Origin of the sequence: Sphingomonas sp. NFX23, from assembly GCF_049887795.1 — a bacterium.
In the GTDB taxonomy this organism is placed as follows: domain Bacteria; phylum Pseudomonadota; class Alphaproteobacteria; order Sphingomonadales; family Sphingomonadaceae; genus Sphingomonas.
Window position 1 is genome coordinate 199,207 of sequence record NZ_JAGEKH010000005.1, and the last position, 25,859, is coordinate 225,065.

Sequence of the window (25,859 nt, forward strand, 5' to 3'; positions counted from 1 at the left end):
TCCGCTTTCCTTCCCATTCCGGCCATTCCGCTTACGCCCAAACATTGCCATTCCACCCGCGAGCGCCGCCACCCGAAACCGGACATTGCGTAACGACGGGATTTGCCCGAACATTGTGCGTGCCAGCGTGACGGAATTGGTAGACGTATCGCTACAGCGATCCCGGCGACGGGTGCGGGTTCGATCCCCTGCCGTTGGAAACTTCGCTCAGTTCCGGTCAGTTGAGCTGCTTGCTTGTCCCGATACGTCGCATGAGCATGCAGATTTAGGCGTCGCCGATCAGTAGTAGTAGAACTTAGTTTTTACTTTGCCGCCCGCGTCTAGCAAAAGCGTAAAAGAAGTCCATTCCCCGCCCGTATGACATTTCATCAACCCCCGAAGCTTCGTGCAAAGCTCGGCATTGTCGGTCGCATATCCAGCCGCAGTATCTGGATATTTCTGCGTCCCATGTTGTATGACTGAAAGCGAACTGCTGACGGTGCTGTAACGTTCTACATATTCGTATTCACACGTGATAGATTCGTAAGGGCCATCGACCTGATCAAGCATCAGCTGAGCCAGTTCCGTCATTATCTCGGCCTGCTTCTCTATTGGGTTCATTTCCAAGCTCCGCTTTTGCATCATCCGCTACCAAACCGCGTGAACCTTGGTATCCTAGCGATGCAAACCTAACGCATCCCGACCGAATAAGGGTGTGTTTTTGACGATTTCGAGCCGAGAGCCGCCCGTCCGCTTTCCTGCCCATCAGCGACCGAAGAGCCTTCTGATCCCGGCAATGACGCCCCAAGGCCTACCGATCAGAATTGTATCCCTCCCTACGGCCTCGGGGTCATCACCGGTCACCTGACAAAGCGCACGGCAGAACCGTCGCCATGTGGTCGGCTGAGCTTTCACGTAGTCCGGTAGCACGAGAAGCAGGGCGTTATACACGTCGCCAACGGTGCGCCATTCGATAGCGGTAGTGGTGTCAATCTTGACGTGAAAGTCCCGCTCGACGTCCTCGATCGCTTCGATCTCGTCGCCATCTCCGCCGAGTCCAAGTTGATCGAGCATTCGCTTTTTCCCTGCCATGCGGTTGATCGTGCCAGTGAGGACCAAGATCGGCAATGTCCGATTACCGCCGTGGCTGTCCCAAAGCCGCCTGACCGCTTTCCTCCGAAACCAGACATTCGATATAATGAAACGATGCCGCGTCTTGATACTTCGTAGGCAAGCTAATCACCTCCACCTCAAGACTAACAACACAAACTACCGGACGATATTTGGAAACTGCCTCCCGGGAGCGATCTAAACGATCCCCATCACAACAGCACATCAACGCTGTGGATCACCAGCCCGACCAGCCCGCCGACGATCGTGCCGTTCACGCGGATATATTGCAGGTCGCGGCCGACGGCGTTCTCCAGGCGACGGGTGATCGTGTCGGCGTCCCAACTGCGGACCGTTTCCGAGACCAGCTTGACGATGCCGTCGCCGTAATCCGCCGCCGCGCCGACCGCCGCACGCCGCACAAACCGGTTGATCGTCCGCGACATGCGCGGATCGTGCTGCAACGTCTCGCCGAGCTGGCGCAGGATGTCGCCGAGCTTGCCGGCCATCGCCCGCTCAGGGTCGCGCGCGATCGCCAGCAGCGCGCCGCGTGCCTGCTCCCACAGCCCGTCGAGCCAGCGCTGCATCGCCGGATTGTCGAGCAGGTCGTTCTTCATCGTCTCGACGCGTTCGCGCATCCGGCGGTCATATTGGAGGTCCCAGGCGAGCCGATCGAGCCCCTCCTCCGCCTTCAGGCGCAGCGGATGCTCGGGGTCCTCCGCCATCTCCGCGAGCAGCTTGTCGAAGCCGCTGATGAGCTTGTCCGCGACGGTCGTGTCGAGCCCGGTCCAGCGCAGGATCGAGCCGGCCTTGTCGTGGACCATCGCGCGGACGAGGTGGTCGTTCGCGGCCAGCGTCTTCGCCGCCCAGCGGATCGCGCTTTCGAGCAGCGGCGCGTGGCGGCGCTCGGCGATCGCGGCCTTGAGCAACTGGCCGAGGATCGGCGAGACCTCCGTCGCGCGCAGGCGGGCGCCGATCCCGGCCTTGACCATCCCGCCGAGCCGAGCCGGGTCGAGACCCTCCAGCACCTGCGCGACCAGCTTCGACGCACCCTGGCGAAAGCGCCCCCCTGCCCCCTCGGGCGGATCGGTCAGCCAGCGGGCGATTGCACCCGCAACGTCGAGGCGACGGGTTCGCCTGGCGATGACGACGGGGATCAGGAAGTTCGCGCGGAGGAACTGCGCGAGCGTGTCGCCGATGCGGTCCTTGTTGCGCGGCACGATGGCTGTGTGCGGGATCGGCAGCCCGAGCGGATGGCGGAACAGCGCGGTCACCGCGAACCAGTCCGCGAGGCCGCCGACCATCGCCGCCTCGGCGAACGCGCGTACGAACGCGAAGGCGGGGTGGACGGGGACGAGCGCGCGGCTGACGAAGAAGGTCGCGGCCATGAACACGAGCAGCCCGGTCGCGACGATCCGCATGCGGACGAGGGCGGGCGGCGTTGCTTCGCTCGCCGGGCGCGTGCGGGTTGAAACTGTCATGCCCGAAACAATCCCCCAGCGCAGGGATAGTTCACGAGCGGGGCGGACGATCCGGCTTTCGCCCAACTTGCGCTCGATTCAGGTGCACTCGACTGGTGGAATTTAGCCACCCCCGCGCGTGATCGGCTGAGTTCCGAGCGGTCCGCGCTCGACTGCCATCCGGCCTCCGACCGATGCCGGCATGACCGGCCCACGCTCGACCGCCGCGTGTTTGACTTGCCCGTGCTCGGCCAGACGGCTCGCGCGGGTGACGTTCGTGCCGTATTCCTCGACGCCAGGCCGACGCGCGATGCTTCTGGCCCGCCCGCGCTCGACTGGCCCATGCTCGACCGCCCGGCTTTCGACTGGCTCCAGCATGACCGGCCCACGCTCGACCGGCACACGCTCGACCTACCCATGCTCGACCAGACGCCCGGTGCAGACGCCGTTCGTGCCGTATTCCGCGACGCCCCGCCATCGCGCGGAACTCCGGCGTCGCTCAACACGAGGGGCGCGATGGCGTCACTCGGCTGGCTGTGTGCCATCGCCGAGCTTGGGGGTTGCCGGTCCGAGCCGTGGCCCCGACGGTCCGGCGAGCCCGATGACTTCGCTGCCGTCGTCGCCGGGGCGATAGGTCAGCAGGCTGCGGCCGAGGCGTGGGCCGATATACCGCTCGATCCCGACCGCGAGGCTGAACGCCGCGGGGACGATCAGCAGCGTCAGGATGGTCGACAGGACGAGCCCGCCGATCACGACGATGCCCATCGGCGCGCGCCACGATCCGTCGCCGCCGAGCGACAGCGCGGTCGGGATCATGCCCGCGACCATCGCGACCGTGGTCATCACGATCGGCTGCGCGCGCTTGTGGCCGGCATCGACCACCGCGGTCCACACGTCGACGCCCTTGCCCATCTCCTCCAGCGCGAAGTCGATCAGCAGGATCGAGTTCTTCGCGACGATGCCGAGCAGCATCAGGATACCGATGAACACCGGCATCGATACCGGGTTGCCCGTCGCCCACAACGCGATCAGCCCGCCGAGCGGCGCCAGCAAAAGCGAGCCCATGTTGACGAACGGCGGCAGCGCGCGGCGATACAGCAGCACCAGCACCGCGAACACCAGGAACGTCCCCGCGATCACCGCCAGGATGAAGTTGTTGATCATCTCCGCCTGGAACTTCGACTGCCCCAACACGAGTTTGTTCACGCCGGTCGGCAGGTTGGCCATCGTCGGCAGCGCATCGATCTGCTTCTGCGCGACGCCCGACACAATACCGGGGGCGAGATCGGCGCCGATCGTCAGCTGACGCTGTTGATTGACGCGGTCGATCTTGGTCGGGCCGGAGCCGAGCGTGATCTCCGCCACCAGGTTGAGCGGCACCGAACCACCCGACGCGGTCGAGACCGGCAGGTTCTGGATCGTCGAGAGTTCGCTGCGCGCGCCCTGATCGAGCGCGACGCGGATCGGGATCTGGCGATCGGACAGCGAGAAGCGTGCGGAGTTCTGGTCGATATCGCCCAAGGTCGCGATCCGGATCGCCGACGACAGTGCCTGCGTCGTCACGCCGAGATTGGCGGCAAGATCGAAGCGCGGCTTGATGACGATTTCCGGGCGCTGCATGTTGCCGGCGACGCGCGGCGCGACCAGCGTCGGCAGGCGCGACATCTCGGTCACGATCTTCTGCGCGGTCGCATCGAGCAGTTTGGGATCGTCGCCACCCAGCGTCACGCTCATGTCGCGCGTGCTGCCGCCCCAGCCATTCTGCGAGCGGAACGAGACGCGCGCATCGGGGATCGCCGCAAGCTGGGGTGCGAGGCTGCGCTCGAACTCCGTGCTCTTCATTTTCCGATCGTCCTTAAGCGTCGCGGTGACGCGACCGGCATTGACCGAGCCATTGGCACCGCTGCGCGCATAGACGGACTGCACATCGGGCTGCGATCCGATCAGCGCCGCGACCTTCGTCACCACCGCTTCGGTCTGCGCGAGCGTCGTGCCCGGCACCATGTCGATGACCGCCATCGAGGTGTCATTGTCCTGCGCAGGCTGGAACGTCATCGGCAGGACCGCGAACATCACGATCGTCATCAGGAACGCGAACACGCCGAGCCCGAGCACCCAAAACCGGTGATCGCGGAAGCGGCTGGTCAGGCGGTGGAACCCGCCGCGCGCGGCCGATGCCTTCGCCTTGCCGGTCTCCAGCGTCCATTTCAGCGTCGCCATATAGCCGTCCATCAGGACGCCCTCGCCGTGCACGGCGGGGCCGGCGGACTTGAGGAAATACGCCGCGAGCATTGGCGTGACGAGACGCGCGACCGCGAGGCTCATCAGCACCGAGGCAACCACCGTCAGGCCGAAATTCTTGAAGAACTGCCCCGAGATACCCGGCATCAGGCCGACCGGCAGGAACACCGCGACGATCGCCATCGTCGTCGCCAGCACAGCGAGACCGATCTCGTCGGCGGCGTCGATCGACGCCTGATAGGCGGACTTGCCCATCCGCATGTGCCGGACGATGTTCTCGATCTCGACGATCGCGTCGTCGACCAGCACGCCCGCGACGAGGCTGAGCGCGAGCAGCGTCATCTGGTTCAGGTTGAAGCCGAGCAGGTCCATGAACCAGAAGGCCGGGATCGCCGACAGCGGGATCGCGAGCGACGAGATCACCGTGGCGCGCCAGTCGCGCAGGAACAGGAACACCACGATCACCGCGAGCACCGCGCCCTCGATCATCGCGTGGATCGCGCTCTCATACTGCATCTCGGTGTATTTGACGCTGTTCGAGCGCAGCACGAAATGCACGTTCGGATTGCGCTTTTCCATCGCCGCGAGCTTCTTCACCGCCTCGTTGAAGACGGTGACGTCGGACGATCCCTTGGAACGCTGGAAATCGAAGCTGATCGTCTGGCGGCCGTCGATCGCGGCACGGCTACGCTGTTCGGCGTAGAGATCGCGAACCTGTGCGATGTCAGCCAGCCGTACCGTACGGCCGTTGCCGACGCTGATCTGGGTCTGCGCGAGTGCGACCGCGTCCTTCGCGTTGCCGAGCACGCGGACCGACTGTTCGGACCCCGCAATCTCGGCACGACCACCCGCTGCGTTAAGATTGACCTGACGCAACTGAGCGTTGACCTGGCTCGCGGTCAGCCCCTGGCTCTGCAGCTTGAGCGGGTCGAGGATGATGCGGATCTCGCGACTGACGCCGCCGTTGCGGTTCACCGCGGCCATGCCGGGGACCGACAGCAATTCCTTCGCGACGTTGTTGTCGATGTACCAGCTGAGCTGTTCGACCGTCATGTCCTTGGCGATCACGGAATAGCTAGCGAGATCGTTGTCGGTGGTGTTCGCACGGAACACCTGCGGCTCGAGGATACCCTCGGGCAAATCGCTGCGGATCTGTGCGATCGCGTCGCGGACGTCGGTGACGGCGCGGTCGATCGGCGTGCCGATGCTGAGCTGGACGACAGTCTGCGACTGGCCCTCGGTCACGGTCGAGGTGATCTCGTCGATGCCCTGGAGCGACCGGACTGCCGCCTCGACGCGCTGCGTGACCTGCGTCTCGAGTTCGGTCGGCGCGGCACCCGGCTGGTTGATGACGACGATCGCGATCGGGAAATCGATGTCCGGATCGTTGTTCACATCCATCCGCATGAAGCTGACGATGCCCGCCAGGGTCAGCGCGATGAACAGAACGATCGGCGGCACCGGGTTGCGGATCGCCCAGGCCGAGATGTTGCGAAAGTTCATGAGCTCAGCTCGCTTTCTTCGTGACCGGCTTCACCTTCTGCCCGGGCGCCAGGAACCCGCCTGCAGACAACACTACGCGTTCGGTTCCATCGAGTCCGCTGAGAATCGTCACGCCCGCATCGGAGACCTGACCGATCTTGATATCGCGGCGCACGGCCTTGTTATCGGCGCCGATGATATAGACGAAGCTGCCCTTCTCGTCGCTCTGCAGCGCTGAGTCGGGGAGCAATGGTGCCTGGGTCGCGCCACCGACGATCGTCGCCGCGGCGAATCCGCCCGGCCGCAGCGCGGGGTCATAGGCGACCGCGATTCGCGCAATGCCCTGGCGGCTCTGCGGGTCGATCACCGGCGAAACCTGCCACACCTGGCCTGGGAAGCCCTGAGTCGTGCCGACCGGAACGACGGTCGCGCGGGCGCCCGCATGGAGCCCGGCGAGATCAGCTTCGCTCAACTGCGCGCGCATTTCCATCTGGCCGTCTGCCGCCATGCGGAACAGTACACCGGTACCCGCGCCGACGACCTGACCCGATTCGACACCGCGCGTCAGCACGAGGCCGGCGGCGGGCGCACGGATATCGAGACGACCGTTGCGCGCGCGCGCCTCGCCGAGCGTCGCCTGCGCCACCTTCACGCGTGCGGCGGCGGCGTCGCGCGTCGCGGCCTTGCGCTGAAGATCGGCCTTCGAGATGAAGCCGCGATCGACGAGCTGCTTGGCACGATCGAGTTCGGCCTGCGCGATCGTCTCGTCGGAGCGCGCGACGCTGACCGAGGCGGCGAGCGAGGCGGCGGTCTCGGTCTGGACCGAGCGATCGACCGTCGCCAGCACTTGGCCCGCCGCGACCCACTGGCCCGGCTCGACCAGCACGCGCGTGATCATCCCACCCTCACCCGCGACGCCCACGGGCATTTCGCGCCGCGCCGCGATCGTGCCGGTCGCGGAAATCGTGCGATCGACGGTCTTGCGCCCCGGTACCATGACCGAGACGGTCGGCACCTGTTCGACGACCGGACCGGCGGCGGCGTCCTTCTTGCCGCCCTTGAACGCGAAGACGGCGCCGATGATCGCCAGCACGACGACGACCGCGATGATGATGTTGCGGCGGCGGTGCGACGGTGCGGTGTAATCGGGGAGCACGAGCTGGTCCTCGTTCTCGCCACCGTCAATCTGGCCGACGGTCTTCGTCTCGTAGTTCATGCGCGTCACAATCCCAATTTCGACCGGTCTTGTCTCGACCCGCTTCGCCATTCACCGGCTGTGTTATATGAATAAGTCACCGTGCTCAAGCCCCTCGACGAGCGCAGGACGCAGACATGCTTCGATTTCGATCTATTCGCAATAAGCTTCGAAGAGTTGGAAGACGTTCAGCTTGTGTTGAGCCGATCCGGGCGACACGCACGGACAGTTCAACGGGAGACACCATCATGAAGACCGCATCGTTCCTGACCATCTTGGCGAGCGCCACCGCGATTCTTCCTACCGCTGCCAATGCCCAGGCCGCCCCGACCACGGTCGAGCCGATGGTACCCGCCGCCGGGACCGTGCTGGACGTGACCGCCGAGGGTCGCACGACGCGCGTGCCCGATCTCGCGACGATTCGCGCGGGGGTCGTGTCTCAGTCGCCGACTGCCGCCGCGGCGCTCACCGACAATGCGCAGCGGATGGCCAAGGTGCTCGACGCGCTCAAGCGGGCGGGCGTCGCACCGCGCGACGTCGCTACCTCGAACGTCCAACTGTCGCCACAATATCGCTACGCCGACAACCAGCCGCCGGTGATCACCGGGTATCAGGCGACCAACACCGTCTCGATCCGCTTCCGCGACGTCGCCAAGTCGGGGACGATCCTCGACGCGCTGGTGGCGCAGGGTGCGAACCAGATCGACGGGCCGAACCTGTCGATCGACAAGCCCGACGCGGCGCTCGACGAGGCACGGACCGACGCGATCGCGCAGGCCAAGCGCCGCGCGGATCTGTATGCCAAGGCGGCGGGGCTGCGCGTGTCGCGGATCGTCTCGATCGCGGAGTCGGGCCAGGATACGGGTGGTCCTGCACAACCGATGTTCATGGCGCGTGCGGCGATGGCCAAGGACAGCACGCAGATCGCACCCGGCGAGAAGGACGTGACGGTCACGCTGTCGGTACGCTTCCTGCTGAACTGACCCTCTTACGATCCTCCCCCGCAAGGGGGAGGTGGCTGGCACTTGCCAGACGGAGGGGGAGGTAAGCGATAACGGGTGTTGCGCGCTCCTCCCCCTCCGTCACCTTCGGCGACACCTCCCCCTGGCGGGGGAGGATGCAAAGGCCGGCTGCGGAACCGGCAAATAATCGCACGCACGAAAGAAGGGCCGCCCGGTTGCCCGGACGGCCCTTCTTTAACTTCGCGTGACGAAGCGAACTCTTAGCGGACGCTACCGCGACGCACGAGGTTCACGATCGCGAGCAGGACGATGGCGCCCAGCAGCGACACGATGAACGAGGTCAGCGTGAGCGGTGCGTTGTTGATCGAGCCACCCGACAAGATGAGGCCACCGATGAACGCGCCGACGATGCCGACGATGATGTTCAGGAAGATGCCCTGCTGCGCGTCGGTGCGCATGATCATGCTAGCGATCCAGCCGATGACGCCGCCGATGATCAGCCAAAGAATGAGACCCATGATATTTTCCCTCCGTTGAACCCGTATCCGGGCGATGGCGGAAAGACGTGCGAACGGCGTTTTTTGTTCCGCTCGCGTTTTGAGTTTTGCCGCTCAATACTTTTGTTGGCGCTCGTACAACGATTTATAGTGCTGAATTCGTGTGACCCGCAGTCCGGGCATTCCCGACCGATCGATCGCCCGCTGCCATCCGGCGAACTCCTCGACCGTCAGGCCGTAGCGCGCGCAGACATCGTCGACGCTCAACAGCCCGCCATTCACCGCAGCGACGACTTCGGCCTTGCGCCGCACGACCCAGCGCGTGGTGCTGGGCGGTGGCAGGCTGTCCAGCGTCAGCTGCTCGCCCAAAGGCCCGATGACCTTGCCGGGACGGATTTTCTGGTTCTCGATCATTTGAAACCTCTGATCGGGGCGGGGGGCCCCCTCTCGATACGCACACTCGACCTGTAATCGCAGGTCTTGAAGATCGGCTGAAACGCCGCGGTAAACAGCATCTTCATTCCTCCTTCCAACGGGTCAACGCCGCGGCCATCGGCCCGTTGAACGCACCGTGGAGCGGCGCAAACAACTTCGGATCGATCGTGGCGCGAGCAAATCCCGCCTGCACCGCCGCTGTCGGGCTCGCTGCCTGTCGGGCGGCGATACCGACGATCAGGACGGCCAGGTCACCCGGGAGAACGGTGACCTCTGCGTCGCGATCGAAACGGGGAAAACTCAGGTCCAACGGGATACTCGCTTCATTCTCGGAAGCCCCTGTCTAAGCCAAGGGGATGAAGACTGCGTAAAACACCCGCCACGCAGTGGCCGATTTGTTGCATTGCGACGTTCGCCGGTCGCATTTTTCACTCGCTTCGGCCTGATCGAGGTTAATCGACGCATCTTTTTGCAACGCGGTGCCTCCGCGCTTATGTAGCGCCGCATGGATCAGACCGATTTTCAGCTCGGGGCCAGTGCCGATACGGGCATGGCCGTAAAGCGCATCGTCGTGGCGATGTCGGGCGGCGTCGACAGCTCGGTCGTCGCCGCGCTCGCGCACGCCACCGGCGCCGAGACGATCGGCGTGACGCTCCAGCTCTACGATCACGGCGAGGCGGTGGGCCGCGCCGGCTCGTGCTGCGCCGGCCGCGACATCCGCGACGCCCGCGCGGTCTGCGACCGACTCGGCATCGCGCATTACGTGTTCGATCACGAAACCAGCTTCCATGAGCAGGTCGTCGACAAATTCGCCGACGAGTATCTCGCCGGTCGCACGCCGATCCCGTGCGTCCAGTGCAACATGGGGCCAAAGTTCACCGACCTGCTGAAGCTTGCGCGCGATCTCGGCGCAGACTGCTTGGCGACCGGCCATTATGTCCGCCGGTTCGAAGGCGCGCACGGTGCCGAACTCCACCGCGGCGCCGATCCCGCCCGCGACCAGAGCTATTTCCTGTTCGCGACCACGCAGACACAGCTCGATTATCTCCGATTTCCGCTCGGCGGCTTACCCAAGGCACGAGTGCGGGAGATCGCGGCGGAACTCGGGCTCGGCGTCGCGGCCAAGCCCGATAGCCAGGACATCTGCTTCGTTCCCGACGGCGACTACGCCGGTCTCGTCAAAAAACTGCGCCCCGAGGCGGCAGAGACCGCGGGCGACATCGTCGATCTCGGCGGCGCGAAGCTCGGCGAACATCGTGGGCTGATCCACTTCACCGTCGGCCAACGCCGCGGGCTGGAGATCGGCGGCAGTCCCGAGCCGCTCTACGTCGTGCGAGTCGAGCCTGAGACGAAGCGCGTCGTCGTCGGCCCCCGTCGCGCGCTCGCGGTGCAGGCGGCGCGGATGACCGACATCAACTGGTTGGGCGGGGACTTCACCGGGCCGCTGACCGCCAAGGTGCGATCAATGGCGAAACCCGTCCCTGCCCGTCTAATCGGCAACCGCGTGGTGTTCGATGCGCCCGAATACGGCGTCGCGCCCGGTCAGGCGGCAGTACTCTATGCGGACGAGCGCGTGCTCGGCGGCGGCTGGATCGCGGAAACCGAAGCGGCACTCGTCGCCGCCTGACGCGTTCAGGGCGGATGGATATCGAAGATCTACGCCGCCAGATGGAAGCCGCCGCCGCGGCGATGGACTTCGAAACCGCGGGCAAGTTGCGCGATCAGATCAGTGTGTTGCGCGGCGGTGGTGAGGTGGCGGACACCGCCGGGCTGACGCGCCAACAGCCGGGGGCAATGGGGCTCGGCACCAGCCAGCAACGCATGACGCCGCCGCCGGGGTGGGTAAAGCCAAAAAAGCCCGATCCGATGACCAAGGGGCGGAAGCGGTAGCTCTTATTCGCCCCCCTCCCTGAAAGGGAGGGGTTGGGGGTGGGTAGGCCGGCTTGAGTCACGCGCGTTCGGAGAATGCGGAAGCCGACCCACCCCCGGCCCCTCCCTTCCAGGGAGGGGGGCAGATCACGGCACCCGAATCACGGCAGCAGGAACGTACCCTCGATCGTCGTCACGCATGATCCGCCTAGCACCACGCGGTCGCCCTCAAGCCGACAAGTCAGCTTTCCGCCCCGCGCGCTCGCCTGGTACGCCGTAAAGCTGTTCCCCAAGGTCGGCGCCCAATACGGCACCATTACCGCATGCGCCGAGCCCGTCACCGGATCTTCGTCGATCGCGTAGTACGGCGTGAACACGCGGCTGACGATGTCGGTCGCGTCCCCCCGCGCCGCGACGATCGCGACGATCGGGAACTTCGCCAGCGCCGCAAAGTCCGGCTTCAGGTCGCGCACCACGGTCTCGTTCTCAACGATCACGAGCGCATAGCCCTTCTCGTGCCACAGGGTCTCGACGGGCGCCTCGATGTTCAGCGCCGCGACGATTTCCGGGATCGCTTTCGGGCTAGGTCCCCAAGCCGGCAGCTCCAGCGTGTACCCGCTATCAGCCCGCGCAACCTCGAGCATCCCCGCCTGCCGCGTCCGGAACCGCACCCGATCGAGCGCGGTATCCGACGACAGCACGAAATGCCCACTCGCCAGCGTCGCGTGGCCGCACAGCGCCACCTCCGCCCCCGGCGTGAACCAGCGAAGATCGAAATCGACACCCTCGTCGTCCGAAGCGACGATGAACGCGGTCTCGCTCAGGTTGTTCTCCTGCGCGATGTTGAGGAGCACGTCGTCGTCGAGCCATGCGGACAGCGGCATCACCGCCGCCTGGTTGCCGCCGAACGGCGTGTCGGAAAACGCATCGATCTGCGCGAACGGTATTCTCATGCCTGAATCCTCAAACGCGTTGCCGAATCTCGAACGGACTATACCCGCTTGCCGAACCAATGCGGCGTCACGTCCGCCTCGACCAGCGGATTGTCGGTGTCGACATGCCCCTCGGGATCGAGATGGATCAGCACCTCGACCTTCGGGAAAGCGGTGCGCAGGTTGCGCTCGACCGCCTCGACGATGTCGTGCGCATGTTCCACGGTCAGGTCACGCGCGACCTCCATGTGGAACTGCGCGAAATCGTGGCTGCCAGAGCGCCGTGTGCGGAAATCGTGAATGCCGCGGATGCCGGGCTGGCGCGCGGCGACGTCAAGAAATTGCGCCCGGAAATCCTCCGGCCACTCCTTGTCCATCAGCTGGTCGATCGCATTCGACGATGCCTGGAACGCGCCCCAGGCGAGCCACAGCGCGATGACGATGCCGAAGATCGGATCCGCGCCGCTCCACCCGACATATTGATCGAGCACGAGCGCGACGATCACCGAGCCGTTGAGCAGCACGTCGGACTGGTAATGGACGTTGTCCGCCAGGATCGCGACCGAGCCGGTCTGGCGGATGATCTTGCGCTGATAGGCCAGCAGGAACACCGTCGCGGCGATCGCGATCACCGACACGCCGATGCCGAACTCGGCCCCGGTGGTCGGCTGCGGATCGCCGAATGCGAGGATAGCGCGCCACGCGATGCCGACCGCCGACGCGGTGATCAGCATGACCTGGAACAGCGCTGCGAGCGCCTCCGCCTTGCCGTGGCCGAAGCGGTGATCGTGGTCCGCCGGCGTCGCCGCCAGCCGCACGCCGTACAGCGTGACCAGCGACGCGAGCAGGTCGAGCGCGGTATCGGCGAGCGAGCCGAGCATCGCCACCGAGCCCGTCGACCACGCCGCAAATCCCTTCAGCAGCAGCAGGAAACACGCCATCGCGACGCTGGCGAGCGCCGCGCGTGTTGCGAGGGGTATGACCTTGCGCCGTTCGTCCTGCGTCATGGGAACAACAGCCCCTCGCTCCAATTGCCGTCTTCGCGAACGAACAGTCGCCGTTCGTGGAGCCGGTGCGCACGGTCCTGCCAGAACTCGATCCGCGTCGGCGTAACACGGTAGCCACCCCAATGCGGCGGCCTCGGCACGTCCTGGCCTTCGAACTTCGCGGTCATCTCGGCATAGCGCTGCTCGAACGTCTCGCGGCTGTCGAGCGGCCGGGACTGCTCCGACGCCCAGGCGCCAAGCTGCGAATCACGGCCACGCGAGGCGAAATAGGCGTCGGACTCTTCATCGCTGGCCCATGACACCGGCCCCTCGATCCGGATCTGGCGACGCAACGACTTCCAGTGGAACAGCAGCGCCCCCTGCGGATTGGCGGCGAGGTCGCCCGCCTTGCGGCTTTCGCGGTTGGTGTAGATCACGAAGCCATCGGGGCCGTGCCCCTTCAGCAGCACCATGCGGACCGACGGACGGCCCTCGGCATCGGCCGTCGCGAGCGCCACCGCGTTGGGGTCGTTCGGCTCGGACTGCTTGGCCTCGGCGTACCAGCTATCGAACAGCGTGAAGGGATCGTCTGACATGCCGCGCGCCATAGCGGGATTTGGCGCGGAACGAAACTTTGGAACGACTCTACCGTGCCGATGATTGACCCAGGTAATCGAATCGTTTCCGCAACGAAGGAACACGCAAGATGGCAGCGCGCGCGTATTGGCAGGGGCAGATCCGGCTGGCCCTCGTCTCGATTCCGGTCGAGATCTATTCCGCGACGAAATCCGGCGCGGCGGTGTCGTTCAAGCAGATCCACGAGCCGTCGGGCCAGCCGATCCATTACGACAAGGTCGTCACCGGCGTCGGCCCGGTCGACGCCGACGAGATCATGAAGGGGTACGAGGTCTCGAAGGGCGAATACGTCCTGTTGGAGCAGGACGAGATCGATGCGGTGAAGCTCGAGTCGAAGAAGACGCTGGAACTCACGCAGTTCGTCGACGCGAGCGAGATCGACGTGCTCTATTACGAGAAGCCGTATTTCGTGGTGCCCGCGGATGATCTCGCGGAGGAGGCGTTCATCGTTCTGCGCGAAGCGTTGAAGCGGACGAAGAAGGTCGGGCTCGGCCAGCTTGCGATGCGCGGGCGCGAATACGTCGTGAGCCTCAAGCCATGCGGGCGCGGCATGGTGCTGGAGACGCTGCGCTACGCCGACGAGGTGCACAAGGCGCAGGGGTATTTCCGCGAGATCCCCGATGACAAGCCGTCCGAGGAACTGCTCGAACTCGCCGAAGCGCTGATCGAAAAGCGCAGCGCCGACTTCCATCCGCAGGAATTCCACGATCGCTATGTCGACGCGCTGAAGGACCTGATCGAACGCAAGCGCAAGTCGAACGGGAAGAAGATCATCGAGGACAAGGACACCGGCGGAAAGACCGGCTCGAACGTGGTCGATCTGATGGCGGCGTTGAAGAAGTCGATGGAGAAAAGTGGGGGCGCGGCAGAGAAGGCGCCTGCGAAGAAGGCCCCCGCCAAGCGCGCGCCGGCTAAGACGGCGGCCAAAGCGCCAGCCAAAAAACGTGCGTAAGCTCCCATCCCTGAAAGGGAGGGGTTGGGGGTGGGTCCCTTACCGTAATAGCGCCCCGCCCGCCAAGCGGCCGACCCACCCCCGGCCCCTCCCTTCCAGGGAGGCGTGAAGATGGTCGACGATCCCCTAGCGCTCTATAATTCCAAGCGGAACTTCACGAAAACCGCCGAACCCGCGGGCACGCTGGCCCCCGGCAACGGCAACAGCTTCATGGTCCAGAAGCACGACGCCACCCGCCTCCACTGGGACTTCCGCCTCGAAGTCGACGGCGTCCTGAAAAGCTGGGCGGTCACCCGTGGCCCCAGCCTCGACCCCGCTGAAAAGCGCCTCGCCGTCCGCACCGAGGATCACCCGCTCAGCTACGCCACCTTCGAAGGCACGATCCCCGCTGGCGAATATGGCGGCGGCACGGTGATGCTGTGGGACCGCGGCACATGGTCGCCGATCAAGGGCAAGTCGGCCAAGGACCTCGACGAGGGCCATCTCCACTTCGTCCTCGATGGCGAACGGATGAAGGGCGAATGGCTGCTCATCCGCCTGAAGCCCCGCGCGAAGGAGAAACGCGAGAACTGGCTGCTGCGGAAGATCGACGACGCCGCGGCGGGCGGCACGGACACGCTGGTCGAGGAAGCGCTGACCAGCGTCTCGACCGGCCGGACGATGGTCGAGATCGAAGAGGACAAAAAGCCGGCACGTTCCCCCCGCCCGTCATCCCAACGAAAGCTGGGATCTCAAGCAGCAAAAACGGAACAGGAGCCGCGGGAGACCCCAGCCTCCGCTGGGGCGACGAAGGGGTCGGGGCGCAGCGCGGTCAAACTGCCCGAGTTCCGCGACCTCCAACTTTGCACCCTCGTCGACGCCGTCCCCACCGGATCCACCTGGCTGCACGAGGTGAAATACGACGGCTACCGCGCGCTGATCTCCGTCGCCAACGGCAAGGCCAAGGTCTTCACCCGCACCGGCCTCGACTGGACCGACAAGTTCGCCGCGATCGCCGACGCCGCCGCGAAACTCCCGATAAAATCCGCGCTGATCGACGGCGAGATCGTCGCGTTCAAGGACGGCCATCCCGACTTCTCGACGCTGAAGGACGCAATTTCCGCCGGCGGCGACATGACATTGTTCGCGTTCGACCTGCTCGCGCTCGACGGCGAAGACCTGACCGGTCTATCCAATCTCGACCGCAAGGCGCGCCTGCAACCACTGATCCCCGAGGACGAGGACCGCCTCCGCTACTCCGACCACGTCATCGGCGCGGGCGAGCAATTGTTCGAGACAATGTGCCGCGAAGGCCTCGAAGGCATCGTCTCGAAACGCGCCGACGCGCCCTATGCCGGCAAGCGAACCAAGGCCTGGCTCAAGGTCAAATGCACGCACCGCCAGGAATTCGTGATCGTCGGCTGGCTGCCCTCCGACAAGAAACGCGGGTTCAAGTCGCTGTTGCTCGGTGTCCGCGAAGGCAAGGGCTTCAGGTATGCGGGGAAGGTCGGCACCGGGTTCGACCAGGCGTTGATGGACGAGATCCGCGACAAGCTCGACGCACTCGACCGCAAGACGCCCACGGTCGAGGCGCCAAAGGCAGCGGTCCGCGGCGCGAAGTGGGTGACGCCGAAACTGGTCGCGGAAGTCGCGTTTGCCGAAGTCACTCCGGACGGCGTGCTCCGCCATTCGAGCTTCATCGGCCTGCGCGAGGACAAAGCGGCTAAGGACGTCGTCGCCGAGACGCCCGCCCCGCCGCCCGATGTGGAGGAAGCCGCGGCACCCGCGACCAGCATAAAGGTCAGCAGCCGCGACCGCGTGATCTTCGACAAGTCGGACGTCACCAAGGGCGATCTGGCCGACTATTACGTCGCGGTCTCGGGCATCATGCTGCCGGTCGCGGGCAATCGCCCGATCAGCCTCGTCCGTTGCCCCCAAGGTCGATCGCGCGCGTGCTTCTTCCAGAAACACGATGCCGGAAGCTTCGGCGACGCGGTCCACCAGGTGCCGATCCGCGAGAAGGACGGCTCGACCGAGGACTATCTGTACGTCGATGACGCCGACGGATTGGTCGCGTGCGTGCAGATGGGCACGATCGAGTTCCACGGCTGGGGCTCGTCGAACGCGGCCCTGGAGAAACCGGACCGACTGATATTCGATCTCGACCCGGACGAGGGGCTCGACTTCGGCGACACCAAAAAGGCGGCCGAGCATCTTAAGAACCAGCTCGCGGAACTGGGGTTGGTCAGCTTCCCGATGCTGTCGGGGGGCAAGGGCGTGCATGTCGTCGTGCCGCTGACCCCCGAGGCGGAATGGCCGGCGGTGAAGGACTTCGCGGACCGCTTCGCGCGGGCGATGGCGGGGGCGGATCCCGAGCGCTTCGTCGCGACAATGGCGAAGGCCAAGCGGAAGGGGCGGATCTTCATCGACTGGCTGCGGAACCAGCGCGGGGCGACCGCAGTGATGCCGTATTCGGCGCGGGCTCGGGCGGGTGCGCCAGTGGCGGCACCGGTGTCTTGGACCGAGCTGCGGGATATCGAGACGGCGGCAAGATGGGGTGTAAAGGATGGGGCCGAGTTGATCGCGAGGGCTGGCTCGCGTGCTTTGGCGGGTTGGGGTATGGCGGATCAGGTGTTGCCGGATCTTTGAGCGGCCCCTCCCCTAGCACCACCCCGGCGAAGGCCGGAGCCCAGTTGGGGAACGTTGCTAACGAAGGGCAACGCTTCGTTACGACCACCTTGCCAACTGGGCCCCGGCCTTCGCCGGGGTGGTGGTTTGTAAAAGCGACAGCTCGCCCCCTTACTGTCCCCCGCGAACGCGGGGGTCCAGGGTAACTGCACGCAGCGCCTGGGATTCCTGGCCCTTCGCGTTCGCGAGAGAACAGGAGTAACGCGCGGCCTTCGCGACAATTTATGTTGCACCGCCGCGTCGAAAGGTGAAACACCGCCGCCTGTATTCGGGGGCTTGAGGCATTGGACACGGCGACGCACACCGCGCCCCTTTTCGACGCGATGATCCATGCCGAGCGGTGGATCGCCGACTATTGCACGCGCAGCACTGGCGCCGACGTGCTCTGCGAAGATGCAGACCCCGCCTGGGCGGCGATGTTCGCCGAGCTGGCCACGGTCGCCTCGGACGACCTCGGCCACATCCGTGAGCGCGTCCAGCGGCATGCGGTCGACATCGGCACCGGCTTCCGCATCGCCGACGAACCCGACGAGCGCCCCTGGCCCGTCTCGCCCGTACCCTTGCTGATCGAGGCCGGCGAATGGGCGGGGATCGAGCGCGGCGTGATCCAGCGCGCGACGTTGATGGAGACGGTGATCGCCGACCTCTACGGCGAGGGAAAGCTGGTCGCAGACGGCCACATCCCCGCCGCGCTCGTCACCGGCAGCCCGTTCTTCCTCCGACCGATGGTCGGGCTGGACCCGCCGGGCGGCCGCCATCTCGACTTCATCGCGATCGACCTCGGCCGCGGACCGACCGGCGAATGGCGCGTGCTCGCCGATCACCTCCGCGCGCCGGCCGGTGCTGGTTACGCGCTGGAGAACCGCATCGCCGTCAGCCGGACGCTCGGCGGGTTGCAGGATCGGCTCAACGTCCAGCGGCATGCGCCGTTCTTTGCAGCCTTCCGCGCCGGGATCGCGGCGATGTGCAAGCGGACCGACCCGCGGATCGGGTTGCTCACGCCCGGTCGGTTCAACCCGAGCTATCCCGAGCAGGCGCACCTCGCGCGGTATCTCGGGCTGCTGCTGGTCGAAGGTGCCGATCTCGCCGCGCTCGAGGACAAGGTGTATGTCCGCACCATCGGCGGGCTCAAGCGGATCGATGCGCTGTGGCGGCGGCTCGACCCACGGCTGCTCGATCCGCTGGCATTCGACACGCATTCGCAGATCGGCGTGCCCGGGCTGATCGACGCCTATGCCGCCGGCAACGTCGTGCTGTCGAATGCGCCGGGCTCGGCCGTGCTCGAGGCACCGTCGTTCTCGGCGTTCCTGCCGCAGCTTGCGAAATCGATGCTCGGCGAAGACCTGCTGCTGCCCAACATCGCGACGTGGTGGTGCGGGCAGGACGGCGCGCGGGCGCAGGTCGAGGCGAATTTCGATCGCCTGCTGATCGGTCCCGCCTTCCACGCACGCCCGCTCGGCATGACCGGCGGCCCAACCGCTGGCGCCGACATGACCGGCGAAGACAGGACGCGCCTGCTCGCGGACATGGCGAACCGGCCGCAGGATTATGTCGGGCAGGAACTGGTCCAGCTCTCGACGATGCCGGTCGTGGTCGGCGATGCGCTGGTCCCCCGCCCCTTCACCCTACGTGTCTTCGCGGCGCGTAACGGCGACGGCGAATGGACCGTCCTCCCCGGCGGGTTCGCGCGGATCGGCGAGCATCCCGACGCGCGGGCGGCGGTCATGGGCGAAGGCATCTGGTCCGCCGACGTCTGCATCTATGGTGCCGAGCCGGTCGCGCCGGTATCGCTGCTGACCGCCGCGGACTCGCTCCAAGTGCGGCGCAATCCGGGGACGTTGCCGAGCCGGGTGGCGGACAATTTCTATTGGCTTGGGCGCTATCTGGAGCGGGGCGAGGCTTTGCTTGGCGCGATCCGCGTGATGCTCGGCAATTCGATCGACGTCGACGGCGGCGCAGTCTTGTCGCCGACTACGGTCGGCAAGCTGGTCGGGCTGATCGTCGGCGCTGGCAGCGCGCCGCACCCGCCGTCGCTGCGCCGCGCCGACCTGACCGCGCTCGCCCGCACCGCGATGGAGGACGAACGCTGGCAGTCGATCCTGACGCTCAACCGCCACGCCCGCGAGATCGGCGAAGGCTCGCGCGACCGGCTGTCGGCGGACATGGTACGGTTGCTTGAGGCCCCCTTCCCGACGCATCGCGGAATGCTGGAGCGAGCCGGGTCGCTGCAGCGGCGCTATGCGGCGATTGCCGGGCTGTCGGCGGAACATATGGGGCGGACGGCGGCATGGCGCTTCCACGATCTCGGGCGGCGGATCGAGCGGGCGATGGCGATGGCGCGTGCGATCCGGTTGTTCGGGATGCCGGGCGCGTCGCCGGACGATCTGTCGGTGCTGCTCGACCTTGCCGACAGCCAGATCAGTTATCGGCAGCGCTATCCGACCGGGATCGCGCGCGTGCCGGTGATGGATCTGGTGGCGCTCGATCCGGGCAATCCTCGGTCGTTGGCGTTTTCGGCGGAGCGGATCGCGGCGCGGTTGGCGGAGTTACCGGTGCTGAGCGACGACGAGATGGCGGAGCCGCAACAGGCGCAAGCGACCGGGTTGCAGGCGATCGTGATGACCGCGACGGCCGCGGAGCTGGATGCGGAGACGCTGGGGGATATCGAGCGGCGTCTCGGCGCGGTATCGGATGCGCTGGCGCGGCGGTATTTCCTGCAGGGGGCTGAGCCTTTGCGGACTAGCGGGCTGACGTTGGCGTGAGAGTGGACGTGCAAATCCTCCCCGGTACGGGGAGGGGGACCATGCAGCGCATGGTGGAGGGGGCTCTCCACCAGCGCACCGTTCGTGGCGCCCCCCCTCCACCACCAGCAGGCTGGCGGTCCCCCTTCCCGTGCCGGGGAGGATTTTCATGATCTACGACATTCGCCACGTCACGACGTTCGATTACGGCGCGAGCGTCAAGTTTGCGCGGTGCAATCTGCGGTTGAAGCCGATCGACTGGCCGGGGCAGCGGCTGGATAGCTACGCGCTGTCAGTGCACCCGGCTGGGCGGACCAGCGCGGCGCGCGCTGAGGCAGGACTCGCCAATGTCACGCGGCTAGTGGTCGACAGTCCGGTTCGCCACCTGACGATCGAGAGCCGGTCGCGGATGACGGTGGACCGCCTCGTGCCCGTGCCCGATGCGAGCGATCCGACGCTGGGCGAGATCGCGGCGATGGCGCGGGCGAGCACCGATCTTTCCGCGGCGAGTCCGGCGAATTACATCTATCCTTCGCCGCTGATCCCGCTCGACCAGGCGATCGCGGACTATTGTGCGGTCGATCTCGATCCTTCGCGGGGGGCACTGGAGGCCGGGATCGCGCTCGCGCGGCGGATCCAGGTGGAGTTCGAATTCGATGCCGACGCGACGCTGGTCGATACGCCGCCGCATGAGGCGTTCCTCCAGCGCAAGGGCGTTTGCCAGGATTTCGCACAGATCATGATCACCGGCCTGCGCGCGGCCGGTCTCCCCGCGGCGTACGCGTCCGGATATATCCGCACGATCCCGCCCGAGGGGCAGCCCCGGCTGGTCGGCGCGGATGCGACCCATGCGTGGGTACTGCTGTGGTGCGGGCCGGTGCGTGGTTGGATTGGGGTCGATCCGACCAACGGGATCTGGATGGCGAGCGATCACATCGTGATGGCGGTCGGGCGGGATTACGCGGAGATCGCGCCGGTCGACGGCGTGGTGCTCGGGTCGGGCGCGCAGAACATGGACGTCAGCGTCGATGTTGCGCCGTTGGATGAGACACAACCCGCCTAACCCACTCCGTCACCCCGGACCTGTTCCGGGGTCCAACCGTTCCGCGTTTCACGTCTCTCGATTGTGCGGAACCGTGGATGCCGGACCGAGCCCGGCATGACGGAAGTTTGGGAGAAAGCGTTACTTCTCGTCGTGCGGGTTCGGATACGAGCCGCCGCCGCTCTCTCCGCCCTTGTCCTTGGCCGGCGCGTTGTTGACGCCGTCCTTTTCCTTCGCGCCATCGTCATCCTTCGGCACGCCCTGCATCGGTTGCTTGTCGGTCATGATCGTTCCTCTCGTGCAACCAAACACCCCGCACGCAATTGCGTTGCGCGGGCGATCCCCCCACATAGACGCGCAAGGTATAATGGGGACGTAAGTGGCCGATCCGTACAAGACTCTGGGTGTAGCGCGCGACGCGACCGAAGCCGACATCAAGAAGGCGTACCGCAAGCTCGCAAAGGAGCTTCATCCCGATCGCAACAAGGACAATCCGAAGGCGTCGGAGCGGTTTAGCACCGTTACCAACGCGTACGACCTGCTGAACGACAAGGACAAGCGCGCGCGGTTCGATCGCGGCGAAATCGACGGCGACGGCAACCCGGCGTCGCCGTTCGGCTTTGGCGGTGGCGGCGGGCGGCCGCAGCCCGGCGGCGGCTTCCGCAGCGAAGGCTATGAGAGCGGCGCCGGCGGGGCCGACATGAGCGACATCTTCGAAGGCTTGTTCGGCGGCGCGCAGCGTGGCGGTGGCGGCGGATTCTCCGGCGGCTTCGGTCGGCGCGCGCAGCCCAAGGGCGAGAATGCCGCGTATCGCCTGCAAGTCCCGTTCGTCGAGGCGGCGACGCTGGAGCCGCAGCGCGTGACGCTCGCAGACGGCAAGACGCTCGACCTCAAGCTCCCTGCCGGGGTCGAGACCGGCACGCAGATGAAGCTGGCCGGCAAGGGCGAGCAGGGTCCGGGCGGCGCAGGCGATGCGATCCTGACGATCGAGGTCCAGCCGCACAAGTTCTTCACGCGCGACGGTGACGACGTCCGCCTCGACCTGCCGATCACGCTGGCCGAAGCCGTGCTGGGCGGCTCGATCAAGGCACCGACGGTCGACAAGCCAGTGATGCTGACCATCCCCAAGGGCACGACCTCGGGCAAGACGCTGCGCCTCAAGGGCAAGGGTTTTCACAAGAAGGGCGGCACGCGGGGCGACCAGTTGGTCACGCTGATGATCGACATTCCCGCGAGCGATGCGGCGCTGACGGCGTTCGTCGAAAGCTGGGATGGTCGCGAAGCGGGGAACCCGCGGGGGGCCATGGGCGTCTGAACGCCTTGTGAATGATAATACCCTAACGCCCGAAGCGCGCGCGCACGATCATGGTGCGACGCGCGCCCGTCTCACCCGCGGCATGGCGAAGGTCAGGCCAGGCAGTTACGCGTTCGAGGTTTTCAAACGCGCGGCCGTCGGCGTCTTCAACGATGGCTTCATCCACGCGGGGAACCTCGCCTATCTCGCGCTGATGACGGTGTTTCCGTTCTTCATCGTTGCGGCGGCGATCCTGTCGATCTTCGGCCAGAGCGTCGAGACGGTGCGCGCGGTCGAGTCGTTCCTCAACGTCCTGCCGCCCAACGTCGGCGACCTGTTGCGCAAGCCGATCGCCGACGTGCTTGCCGCGCGGACCGGGTCGCTGTTGTGGCTCGGCGCGCTGGTCGGACTGTGGACGGTCGGCAGCTTCGTCGAGACGATCCGCGACATCTTTCACCGCGCCTACGGGATCAAGGCAACCGCGCCGTTCTGGAAATCACGGCTCGGATCGTCCGCGGTGATCATCCTGTCGGTGGTGATCGCGCTGCTGTCGTTCCTCGTCCAGGGTATCCTGACCGCGGCCGAGCAGTTCATCTATCGCCTCCTCCCCTTCGCGCAGGACGCCGCCGGCTGGGTCGGGCTGTCGCGACTCATCCCCGGCCTGTTGATGTTCGGCGCGCTGTACCTGCTGTTCTACTCGGTCACCCCGTCGCGCTATCGCTATTCGAAGTGCCGCAAATGGCCGGGCGCCCTGTTCACCACCGCCTGGTGGGTCAGCGCGACCGCGCTGCTGCCGGTGATCCTGTCGCGTCTCGGTGGTTACGACCTCACCTATGGCAGTCTGGCGGGCGTCGTCATCATGCTGTTATTTTTCTATGTCATCGGGCTCGGTCTCGTATTCGGCGCGCATCTCAACGCAGCACTGGCGGAACCACCCGAAACAACGCTAGAGCAGCCTGCTACGGATATGCAGGTATAGGCGGGGACGGCGTGAACGGTTTGATGGCGGGCAAGCGTGGGCTGATCATGGGCTTGGCGAACGACAAGTCGCTGGCCTGGGGGATTGCCAAGAAGCTGTCCGAGGCGGGCGCGGACCTCGCGTTCAGCTACCAGGGCGAGACGATGGAGAAGCGCGTCCGCCCGCTCGCCGAGCAGTTGGGCGTGGCGCGGCTGTTCGATTGCGACGTGTCGGACATGAGTGCGCTCGATGCGACCTTCGACAAGCTGGCCGAGGAATGGCCGACGATCGACTTCGTCGTTCACGCGATCGGCTTTTCGGACAAGAACGAGCTGCGCGGGCGGTTCGTCGACACCAGCCTCGACAATTTCCTGATGACGATGAACATCTCGGTCTATTCGTTCGTCGCAGTGGCGCAGCGCGCGGCCAAGATGATGACCGAGGGCGGCGCGATGCTGACGCTCAGCTATTACGGCGCGGAGAAGGTCATCCCGCATTACAACGTGATGGGGGTCGCGAAGGCGGCGCTGGAGACCAGCGTGCAGTATCTCGCGGTCGATCTGGGTCGCGACAACATCCGCGTCAACGCGATCTCGGCGGGGCCGATCAAGACGCTGGCGGCAAGCGGGATCGGCGATTTCCGCCTGATTCTGAAGTGGAACGAATTGAACTCGCCACTGAAGCGCAACGTGACGATCGACGACGTCGGCGGTGCGGGGCTGTACCTGCTGAGCGACTTGGCGTCGGGCGTGACCGGCGAAACACACCATGTCGACGCGGGCTACAACGTGATCGGCATGAAGGCTGAAGACGCCCCCGATATCGCACTGGTCTAAGCCCCTCTCCCCCTCCGGGGAGAGGGAGGGGCCCATGCAAAGCATGGGAGGGTGAGGGCAAGGTGAGGCAACGCGACGGCACCGAAGCACTGAACCGAGCCCGAGAGCTACGTCGCGATGCGACCGAAGCGGAGGACCGGCTTTGGTACCGCCTCCGCAGTCGTCGTCTCGGCGACTTCAAGTTCCGCCGCCAAGTATGGATCGGGCCCTTCATCGCCGACTTCCTCTGCATGGACGCCATGCTGGTCGTCGAGGTAGATGGCAGCCAACATATCGATGATGTCGCCTATGACGACGATAGAACCGCCTTTCTCGCGACCAAGGGATATCGTGTGATCCGTGTCTGGAACAACGACGTGATGCAGCGGATGGACGGCGTGCTTGCCGTGATCCTCGATGGGCTGACGCGCGTGCCCTCACCCTCCCATGCTTCGCACGGGCCCCTCCCTCTCCCCGTTGGGGAGAGGGGCAAGTGAGCTTCAACACGTTTGGACGGCTGTTCCGCTTCACCACTTGGGGCGAATCCCACGGCCCTGCGCTAGGCGCGATCGTCGACGGTTGCCCTCCTGGCATTCCGCTGACCGAAGCGGACATCCAGCCGTGGCTCGACAAGCGTCGCCCGGGCACCTCGCGCTTCACCACGCAGCGACGCGAGCCGGACACGGTGCGCATTCTCTCGGGGGTGTTCGAGGGGCGCACCACGGGAACGCCGATCAGCCTGATGATCGAGAATGTCGACCAGCGCTCCAAGGACTATTCGGACGTCGCCAAGGCCTATCGCCCCGGCCACGCCGACTATGCCTATGACGCGAAATACGGGTTCCGCGATTTCCGTGGCGGGGGGCGCTCCTCCGCGCGCGAGACCGCCGCGCGCGTTGCAGCCGGCGCGGTCGCGCGGCTCGTCGTGCCGCAGGTCCGTGTCCGCGCATGGGTCGAGGCGATCGGGGGCGATGCGATCGATCCGGCCAACTTCGACGATGCGCAGATCGACCAGAACCCGTTCTTCTGCCCCGATGCCGAGGCCGCGCTCCGTTGGGAAACGCTCGTCGACGCCGCGCGGAAATCCGGCTCCTCGCTCGGCGCGGTGATCGCGTGCGAGGCGACCGGCGTACCCGCAGGCTGGGGCGCGCCGCTCTATGCCAAGCTCGATTCCGAACTCGCCTCCGCCTGCATGAGCATCAACGCGGTCAAGGGCATCGAGATCGGCGACGGGTTTGCCGCTGCCGCGCTGTCAGGCGAAGCGAATTCCGACCCGATGCGTCCCGGTGTCGACGGCCCGGAGTTCCTTGCCAACCATGCCGGCGGGATCGCCGGCGGGATCGCGACCGGCCAGCCGATCACCTTGCGCGTCGCGTTCAAGCCGACCAGCTCGATCCTCACCCCGGTCGAGACGATCAGCCCGACCGGCGAGGCCGCGACGATCGCCACCAAGGGCCGTCACGATCCCTGCGTTGGGATCCGCGGAGTCCCCGTGGTCGAGGCGATGGTCGCCCTCGTCCTGGCCGATCAGGCACTGCTGCATCGAGGCCAGTGCGGCTGACGCTGGAACATAAGCCGGACTTAAGCGCTTGCCCTTCAATAACAT

25 protein-coding genes and 1 pseudogene are annotated in these 25,859 nt (G+C 65.8%); 13 read left to right on the forward strand and 13 right to left on the reverse strand.

Features of this window, described 5'->3' with window-relative positions; genetic code table 11:
• Positions 1 to 122: 122 nt before the first annotated feature.
• Positions 123 to 200, forward strand: a pseudogene (locus tag J4O76_RS14595).
• Between the two features lie 79 nt (positions 201 to 279).
• Here J4O76_RS14595 and J4O76_RS14600 read toward each other — a convergent pair.
• From J4O76_RS14600 to J4O76_RS14625, 6 genes are all read right to left on the reverse strand, one after another.
• Complete coding sequence (locus tag J4O76_RS14600; protein WP_426282569.1) at positions 280 to 600, reverse strand: hypothetical protein; 321 nt, start codon at positions 598 to 600, stop codon at positions 280 to 282.
• A gap of 144 nt (positions 601 to 744) precedes the next feature.
• A complete protein-coding gene (locus tag J4O76_RS14605; protein WP_426282570.1) occupies positions 745 to 1,053 on the reverse strand; it encodes a hypothetical protein in 309 nt (102 codons plus the stop codon).
• Positions 1,054 to 1,301: 248 nt separating this feature from the next.
• Positions 1,302 to 2,570 (reverse strand): DUF445 domain-containing protein, encoded by a 1,269-nt coding sequence (locus J4O76_RS14610; RefSeq protein WP_244655486.1) that lies wholly within the window; start codon positions 2,568 to 2,570, stop codon positions 1,302 to 1,304.
• 102 nt (positions 2,571 to 2,672) lie between these two features.
• Positions 2,673 to 2,951, reverse strand: coding sequence for a hypothetical protein (locus tag J4O76_RS14615; protein WP_426282571.1), 279 nt, complete (start codon positions 2,949 to 2,951; stop codon positions 2,673 to 2,675).
• A gap of 120 nt (positions 2,952 to 3,071) precedes the next feature.
• Positions 3,072 to 6,293: an efflux RND transporter permease subunit gene (locus J4O76_RS14620; protein WP_056484794.1), complete on the reverse strand. Its 3,222-nt coding sequence runs from the start codon at positions 6,291 to 6,293 to the stop codon at positions 3,072 to 3,074.
• Between the two features lie 4 nt (positions 6,294 to 6,297).
• Entirely contained in the window at positions 6,298 to 7,488 is a 1,191-nt protein-coding gene (locus tag J4O76_RS14625) for an efflux RND transporter periplasmic adaptor subunit (RefSeq protein WP_426282915.1), read from the reverse strand.
• A 227-nt stretch (positions 7,489 to 7,715) separates the two neighbouring features.
• On the opposite strand from J4O76_RS14625, the gene J4O76_RS14630 reads away from it, so the two are divergent.
• Complete coding sequence (locus J4O76_RS14630) at positions 7,716 to 8,450, forward strand: SIMPL domain-containing protein (protein WP_426282572.1); 735 nt, start codon at positions 7,716 to 7,718, stop codon at positions 8,448 to 8,450.
• Positions 8,451 to 8,689: 239 nt separating this feature from the next.
• Here the strand turns inward: J4O76_RS14630 and J4O76_RS14635 are convergent, their stop codons facing one another.
• From J4O76_RS14635 to J4O76_RS14645, 3 genes are all read right to left on the reverse strand, one after another.
• The gene (locus tag J4O76_RS14635) at positions 8,690 to 8,947 is read right to left on the reverse strand and encodes a GlsB/YeaQ/YmgE family stress response membrane protein (protein ID WP_056484797.1); all 258 of its coding nucleotides are present in this window, start codon (positions 8,945 to 8,947) and stop codon (positions 8,690 to 8,692) included.
• Between the two features lie 93 nt (positions 8,948 to 9,040).
• Positions 9,041 to 9,340: a DUF1153 domain-containing protein gene (locus tag J4O76_RS14640; protein WP_056061087.1), complete on the reverse strand. Its 300-nt coding sequence runs from the start codon at positions 9,338 to 9,340 to the stop codon at positions 9,041 to 9,043.
• A 103-nt stretch (positions 9,341 to 9,443) separates the two neighbouring features.
• Positions 9,444 to 9,671, reverse strand: coding sequence for a hypothetical protein (locus J4O76_RS14645; RefSeq protein WP_056061089.1), 228 nt, complete (start codon positions 9,669 to 9,671; stop codon positions 9,444 to 9,446).
• A 195-nt stretch (positions 9,672 to 9,866) separates the two neighbouring features.
• On the opposite strand from J4O76_RS14645, the gene mnmA reads away from it, so the two are divergent.
• Complete coding sequence (gene mnmA, locus J4O76_RS14650; RefSeq protein WP_426282573.1) at positions 9,867 to 10,988, forward strand: tRNA 2-thiouridine(34) synthase MnmA; 1,122 nt, start codon at positions 9,867 to 9,869, stop codon at positions 10,986 to 10,988.
• Between the two features lie 14 nt (positions 10,989 to 11,002).
• Positions 11,003 to 11,251 carry a UvrB/UvrC motif-containing protein gene (locus tag J4O76_RS14655; protein ID WP_056061094.1) on the forward strand — a complete coding sequence of 83 codons (249 nt, stop codon included), beginning with the start codon at positions 11,003 to 11,005 and terminating at the stop codon, positions 11,249 to 11,251.
• A gap of 140 nt (positions 11,252 to 11,391) precedes the next feature.
• Here the strand turns inward: J4O76_RS14655 and J4O76_RS14660 are convergent, their stop codons facing one another.
• The 3 genes from J4O76_RS14660 to pdxH are packed head-to-tail and all read right to left on the reverse strand — an operon-like array spanning position 11,392 to position 13,744.
• On the reverse strand, positions 11,392 to 12,183 hold the full coding sequence (locus tag J4O76_RS14660; RefSeq protein WP_426282574.1) for a PhzF family phenazine biosynthesis protein: 792 nt from the start codon (positions 12,181 to 12,183) through the stop codon (positions 11,392 to 11,394).
• Positions 12,184 to 12,221: 38 nt separating this feature from the next.
• Positions 12,222 to 13,169, reverse strand: coding sequence for a cation diffusion facilitator family transporter (locus J4O76_RS14665; protein ID WP_056484804.1), 948 nt, complete (start codon positions 13,167 to 13,169; stop codon positions 12,222 to 12,224).
• Entirely contained in the window at positions 13,166 to 13,744 is a 579-nt protein-coding gene (gene pdxH, locus J4O76_RS14670) for a pyridoxamine 5'-phosphate oxidase (protein WP_426282575.1), read from the reverse strand. The genes J4O76_RS14665 and pdxH overlap by 4 nt, the downstream gene beginning before the upstream one ends.
• A 110-nt stretch (positions 13,745 to 13,854) precedes the next feature.
• Here pdxH and J4O76_RS14675 point away from each other — a divergent pair, with 110 nt between their 5' ends.
• From J4O76_RS14675 to J4O76_RS14690, 4 genes are all read left to right on the forward strand, one after another.
• A complete protein-coding gene (locus J4O76_RS14675) occupies positions 13,855 to 14,736 on the forward strand; it encodes a Ku protein (RefSeq protein WP_120299473.1) in 882 nt (293 codons plus the stop codon).
• Between the two features lie 111 nt (positions 14,737 to 14,847).
• On the forward strand, positions 14,848 to 17,364 hold the full coding sequence (gene ligD, locus J4O76_RS14680; RefSeq protein WP_426282576.1) for a DNA ligase D: 2,517 nt from the start codon (positions 14,848 to 14,850) through the stop codon (positions 17,362 to 17,364).
• A 362-nt stretch (positions 17,365 to 17,726) separates the two neighbouring features.
• Positions 17,727 to 20,165, forward strand: a complete 2,439-nt coding sequence (locus tag J4O76_RS14685) for a circularly permuted type 2 ATP-grasp protein (protein WP_426282917.1) — start codon at positions 17,727 to 17,729, stop codon at positions 20,163 to 20,165.
• A 148-nt stretch (positions 20,166 to 20,313) separates the two neighbouring features.
• On the forward strand, positions 20,314 to 21,207 hold the full coding sequence (locus J4O76_RS14690) for a transglutaminase family protein (RefSeq protein ID WP_426282578.1): 894 nt from the start codon (positions 20,314 to 20,316) through the stop codon (positions 21,205 to 21,207).
• A gap of 120 nt (positions 21,208 to 21,327) precedes the next feature.
• On the opposite strand, the gene J4O76_RS14695 is transcribed toward J4O76_RS14690, so the two are convergent.
• Complete coding sequence (locus tag J4O76_RS14695; protein ID WP_426282579.1) at positions 21,328 to 21,471, reverse strand: hypothetical protein; 144 nt, start codon at positions 21,469 to 21,471, stop codon at positions 21,328 to 21,330.
• A 94-nt stretch (positions 21,472 to 21,565) separates the two neighbouring features.
• Between J4O76_RS14695 and J4O76_RS14700 the strand changes: the two genes are divergently transcribed.
• The 5 genes from J4O76_RS14700 to aroC all read left to right on the forward strand — a co-directional run bounded on the left by J4O76_RS14700 (position 21,566) and on the right by aroC (position 25,814).
• Complete coding sequence (locus J4O76_RS14700) at positions 21,566 to 22,501, forward strand: DnaJ C-terminal domain-containing protein (RefSeq protein WP_426282580.1); 936 nt, start codon at positions 21,566 to 21,568, stop codon at positions 22,499 to 22,501.
• Positions 22,502 to 22,583: 82 nt separating this feature from the next.
• Positions 22,584 to 23,459: a YihY/virulence factor BrkB family protein gene (locus J4O76_RS14705; RefSeq protein WP_244655510.1), complete on the forward strand. Its 876-nt coding sequence runs from the start codon at positions 22,584 to 22,586 to the stop codon at positions 23,457 to 23,459.
• A 23-nt stretch (positions 23,460 to 23,482) separates the two neighbouring features.
• Positions 23,483 to 24,274, forward strand: a complete 792-nt coding sequence (gene fabI, locus J4O76_RS14710; protein ID WP_426282919.1) for an enoyl-ACP reductase FabI — start codon at positions 23,483 to 23,485, stop codon at positions 24,272 to 24,274.
• Positions 24,275 to 24,336: 62 nt separating this feature from the next.
• Positions 24,337 to 24,750: an endonuclease domain-containing protein gene (locus J4O76_RS14715; protein WP_426282581.1), complete on the forward strand. Its 414-nt coding sequence runs from the start codon at positions 24,337 to 24,339 to the stop codon at positions 24,748 to 24,750.
• Entirely contained in the window at positions 24,747 to 25,814 is a 1,068-nt protein-coding gene (aroC, locus tag J4O76_RS14720; protein WP_426282582.1) for a chorismate synthase, read from the forward strand. The genes J4O76_RS14715 and aroC overlap by 4 nt, the downstream gene beginning before the upstream one ends.
• Positions 25,815 to 25,859: the final 45 nt, after the last annotated feature.

Coding starts and splice junctions, on each gene's coding strand:
- J4O76_RS14600 (WP_426282569.1), bottom strand. CDS start 600: ATGAACCCAATAGAGAAGCAGGCCGAGATAATGACGGAACTGGCTCAG.
- J4O76_RS14605 (WP_426282570.1), bottom strand. CDS start 1,053: ATGCTCGATCAACTTGGACTCGGCGGAGATGGCGACGAGATCGAAGCG.
- J4O76_RS14610 (WP_244655486.1), bottom strand. CDS start 2,570: ATGACAGTTTCAACCCGCACGCGCCCGGCGAGCGAAGCAACGCCGCCC.
- J4O76_RS14620 (WP_056484794.1), bottom strand. CDS start 6,293: ATGAACTTTCGCAACATCTCGGCCTGGGCGATCCGCAACCCGGTGCCG.
- J4O76_RS14625 (WP_426282915.1), bottom strand. CDS start 7,488: ATGAACTACGAGACGAAGACCGTCGGCCAGATTGACGGTGGCGAGAAC.
- J4O76_RS14630 (WP_426282572.1), top strand. CDS start 7,716: ATGAAGACCGCATCGTTCCTGACCATCTTGGCGAGCGCCACCGCGATT.
- J4O76_RS14635 (WP_056484797.1), bottom strand. CDS start 8,947: ATGGGTCTCATTCTTTGGCTGATCATCGGCGGCGTCATCGGCTGGATC.
- J4O76_RS14640 (WP_056061087.1), bottom strand. CDS start 9,340: ATGATCGAGAACCAGAAAATCCGTCCCGGCAAGGTCATCGGGCCTTTG.
- mnmA (WP_426282573.1), top strand. CDS start 9,867: ATGGATCAGACCGATTTTCAGCTCGGGGCCAGTGCCGATACGGGCATG.
- J4O76_RS14655 (WP_056061094.1), top strand. CDS start 11,003: ATGGATATCGAAGATCTACGCCGCCAGATGGAAGCCGCCGCCGCGGCG.
- J4O76_RS14660 (WP_426282574.1), bottom strand. CDS start 12,183: ATGAGAATACCGTTCGCGCAGATCGATGCGTTTTCCGACACGCCGTTC.
- J4O76_RS14665 (WP_056484804.1), bottom strand. CDS start 13,169: ATGACGCAGGACGAACGGCGCAAGGTCATACCCCTCGCAACACGCGCG.
- pdxH (WP_426282575.1), bottom strand. CDS start 13,744: ATGTCAGACGATCCCTTCACGCTGTTCGATAGCTGGTACGCCGAGGCC.
- J4O76_RS14675 (WP_120299473.1), top strand. CDS start 13,855: ATGGCAGCGCGCGCGTATTGGCAGGGGCAGATCCGGCTGGCCCTCGTC.
- ligD (WP_426282576.1), top strand. CDS start 14,848: ATGGTCGACGATCCCCTAGCGCTCTATAATTCCAAGCGGAACTTCACG.
- J4O76_RS14685 (WP_426282917.1), top strand. CDS start 17,727: ATGATCCATGCCGAGCGGTGGATCGCCGACTATTGCACGCGCAGCACT.
- J4O76_RS14690 (WP_426282578.1), top strand. CDS start 20,314: ATGATCTACGACATTCGCCACGTCACGACGTTCGATTACGGCGCGAGC.
- J4O76_RS14695 (WP_426282579.1), bottom strand. CDS start 21,471: ATGACCGACAAGCAACCGATGCAGGGCGTGCCGAAGGATGACGATGGC.
- J4O76_RS14705 (WP_244655510.1), top strand. CDS start 22,584: ATGGCGAAGGTCAGGCCAGGCAGTTACGCGTTCGAGGTTTTCAAACGC.
- fabI (WP_426282919.1), top strand. CDS start 23,483: ATGGCGGGCAAGCGTGGGCTGATCATGGGCTTGGCGAACGACAAGTCG.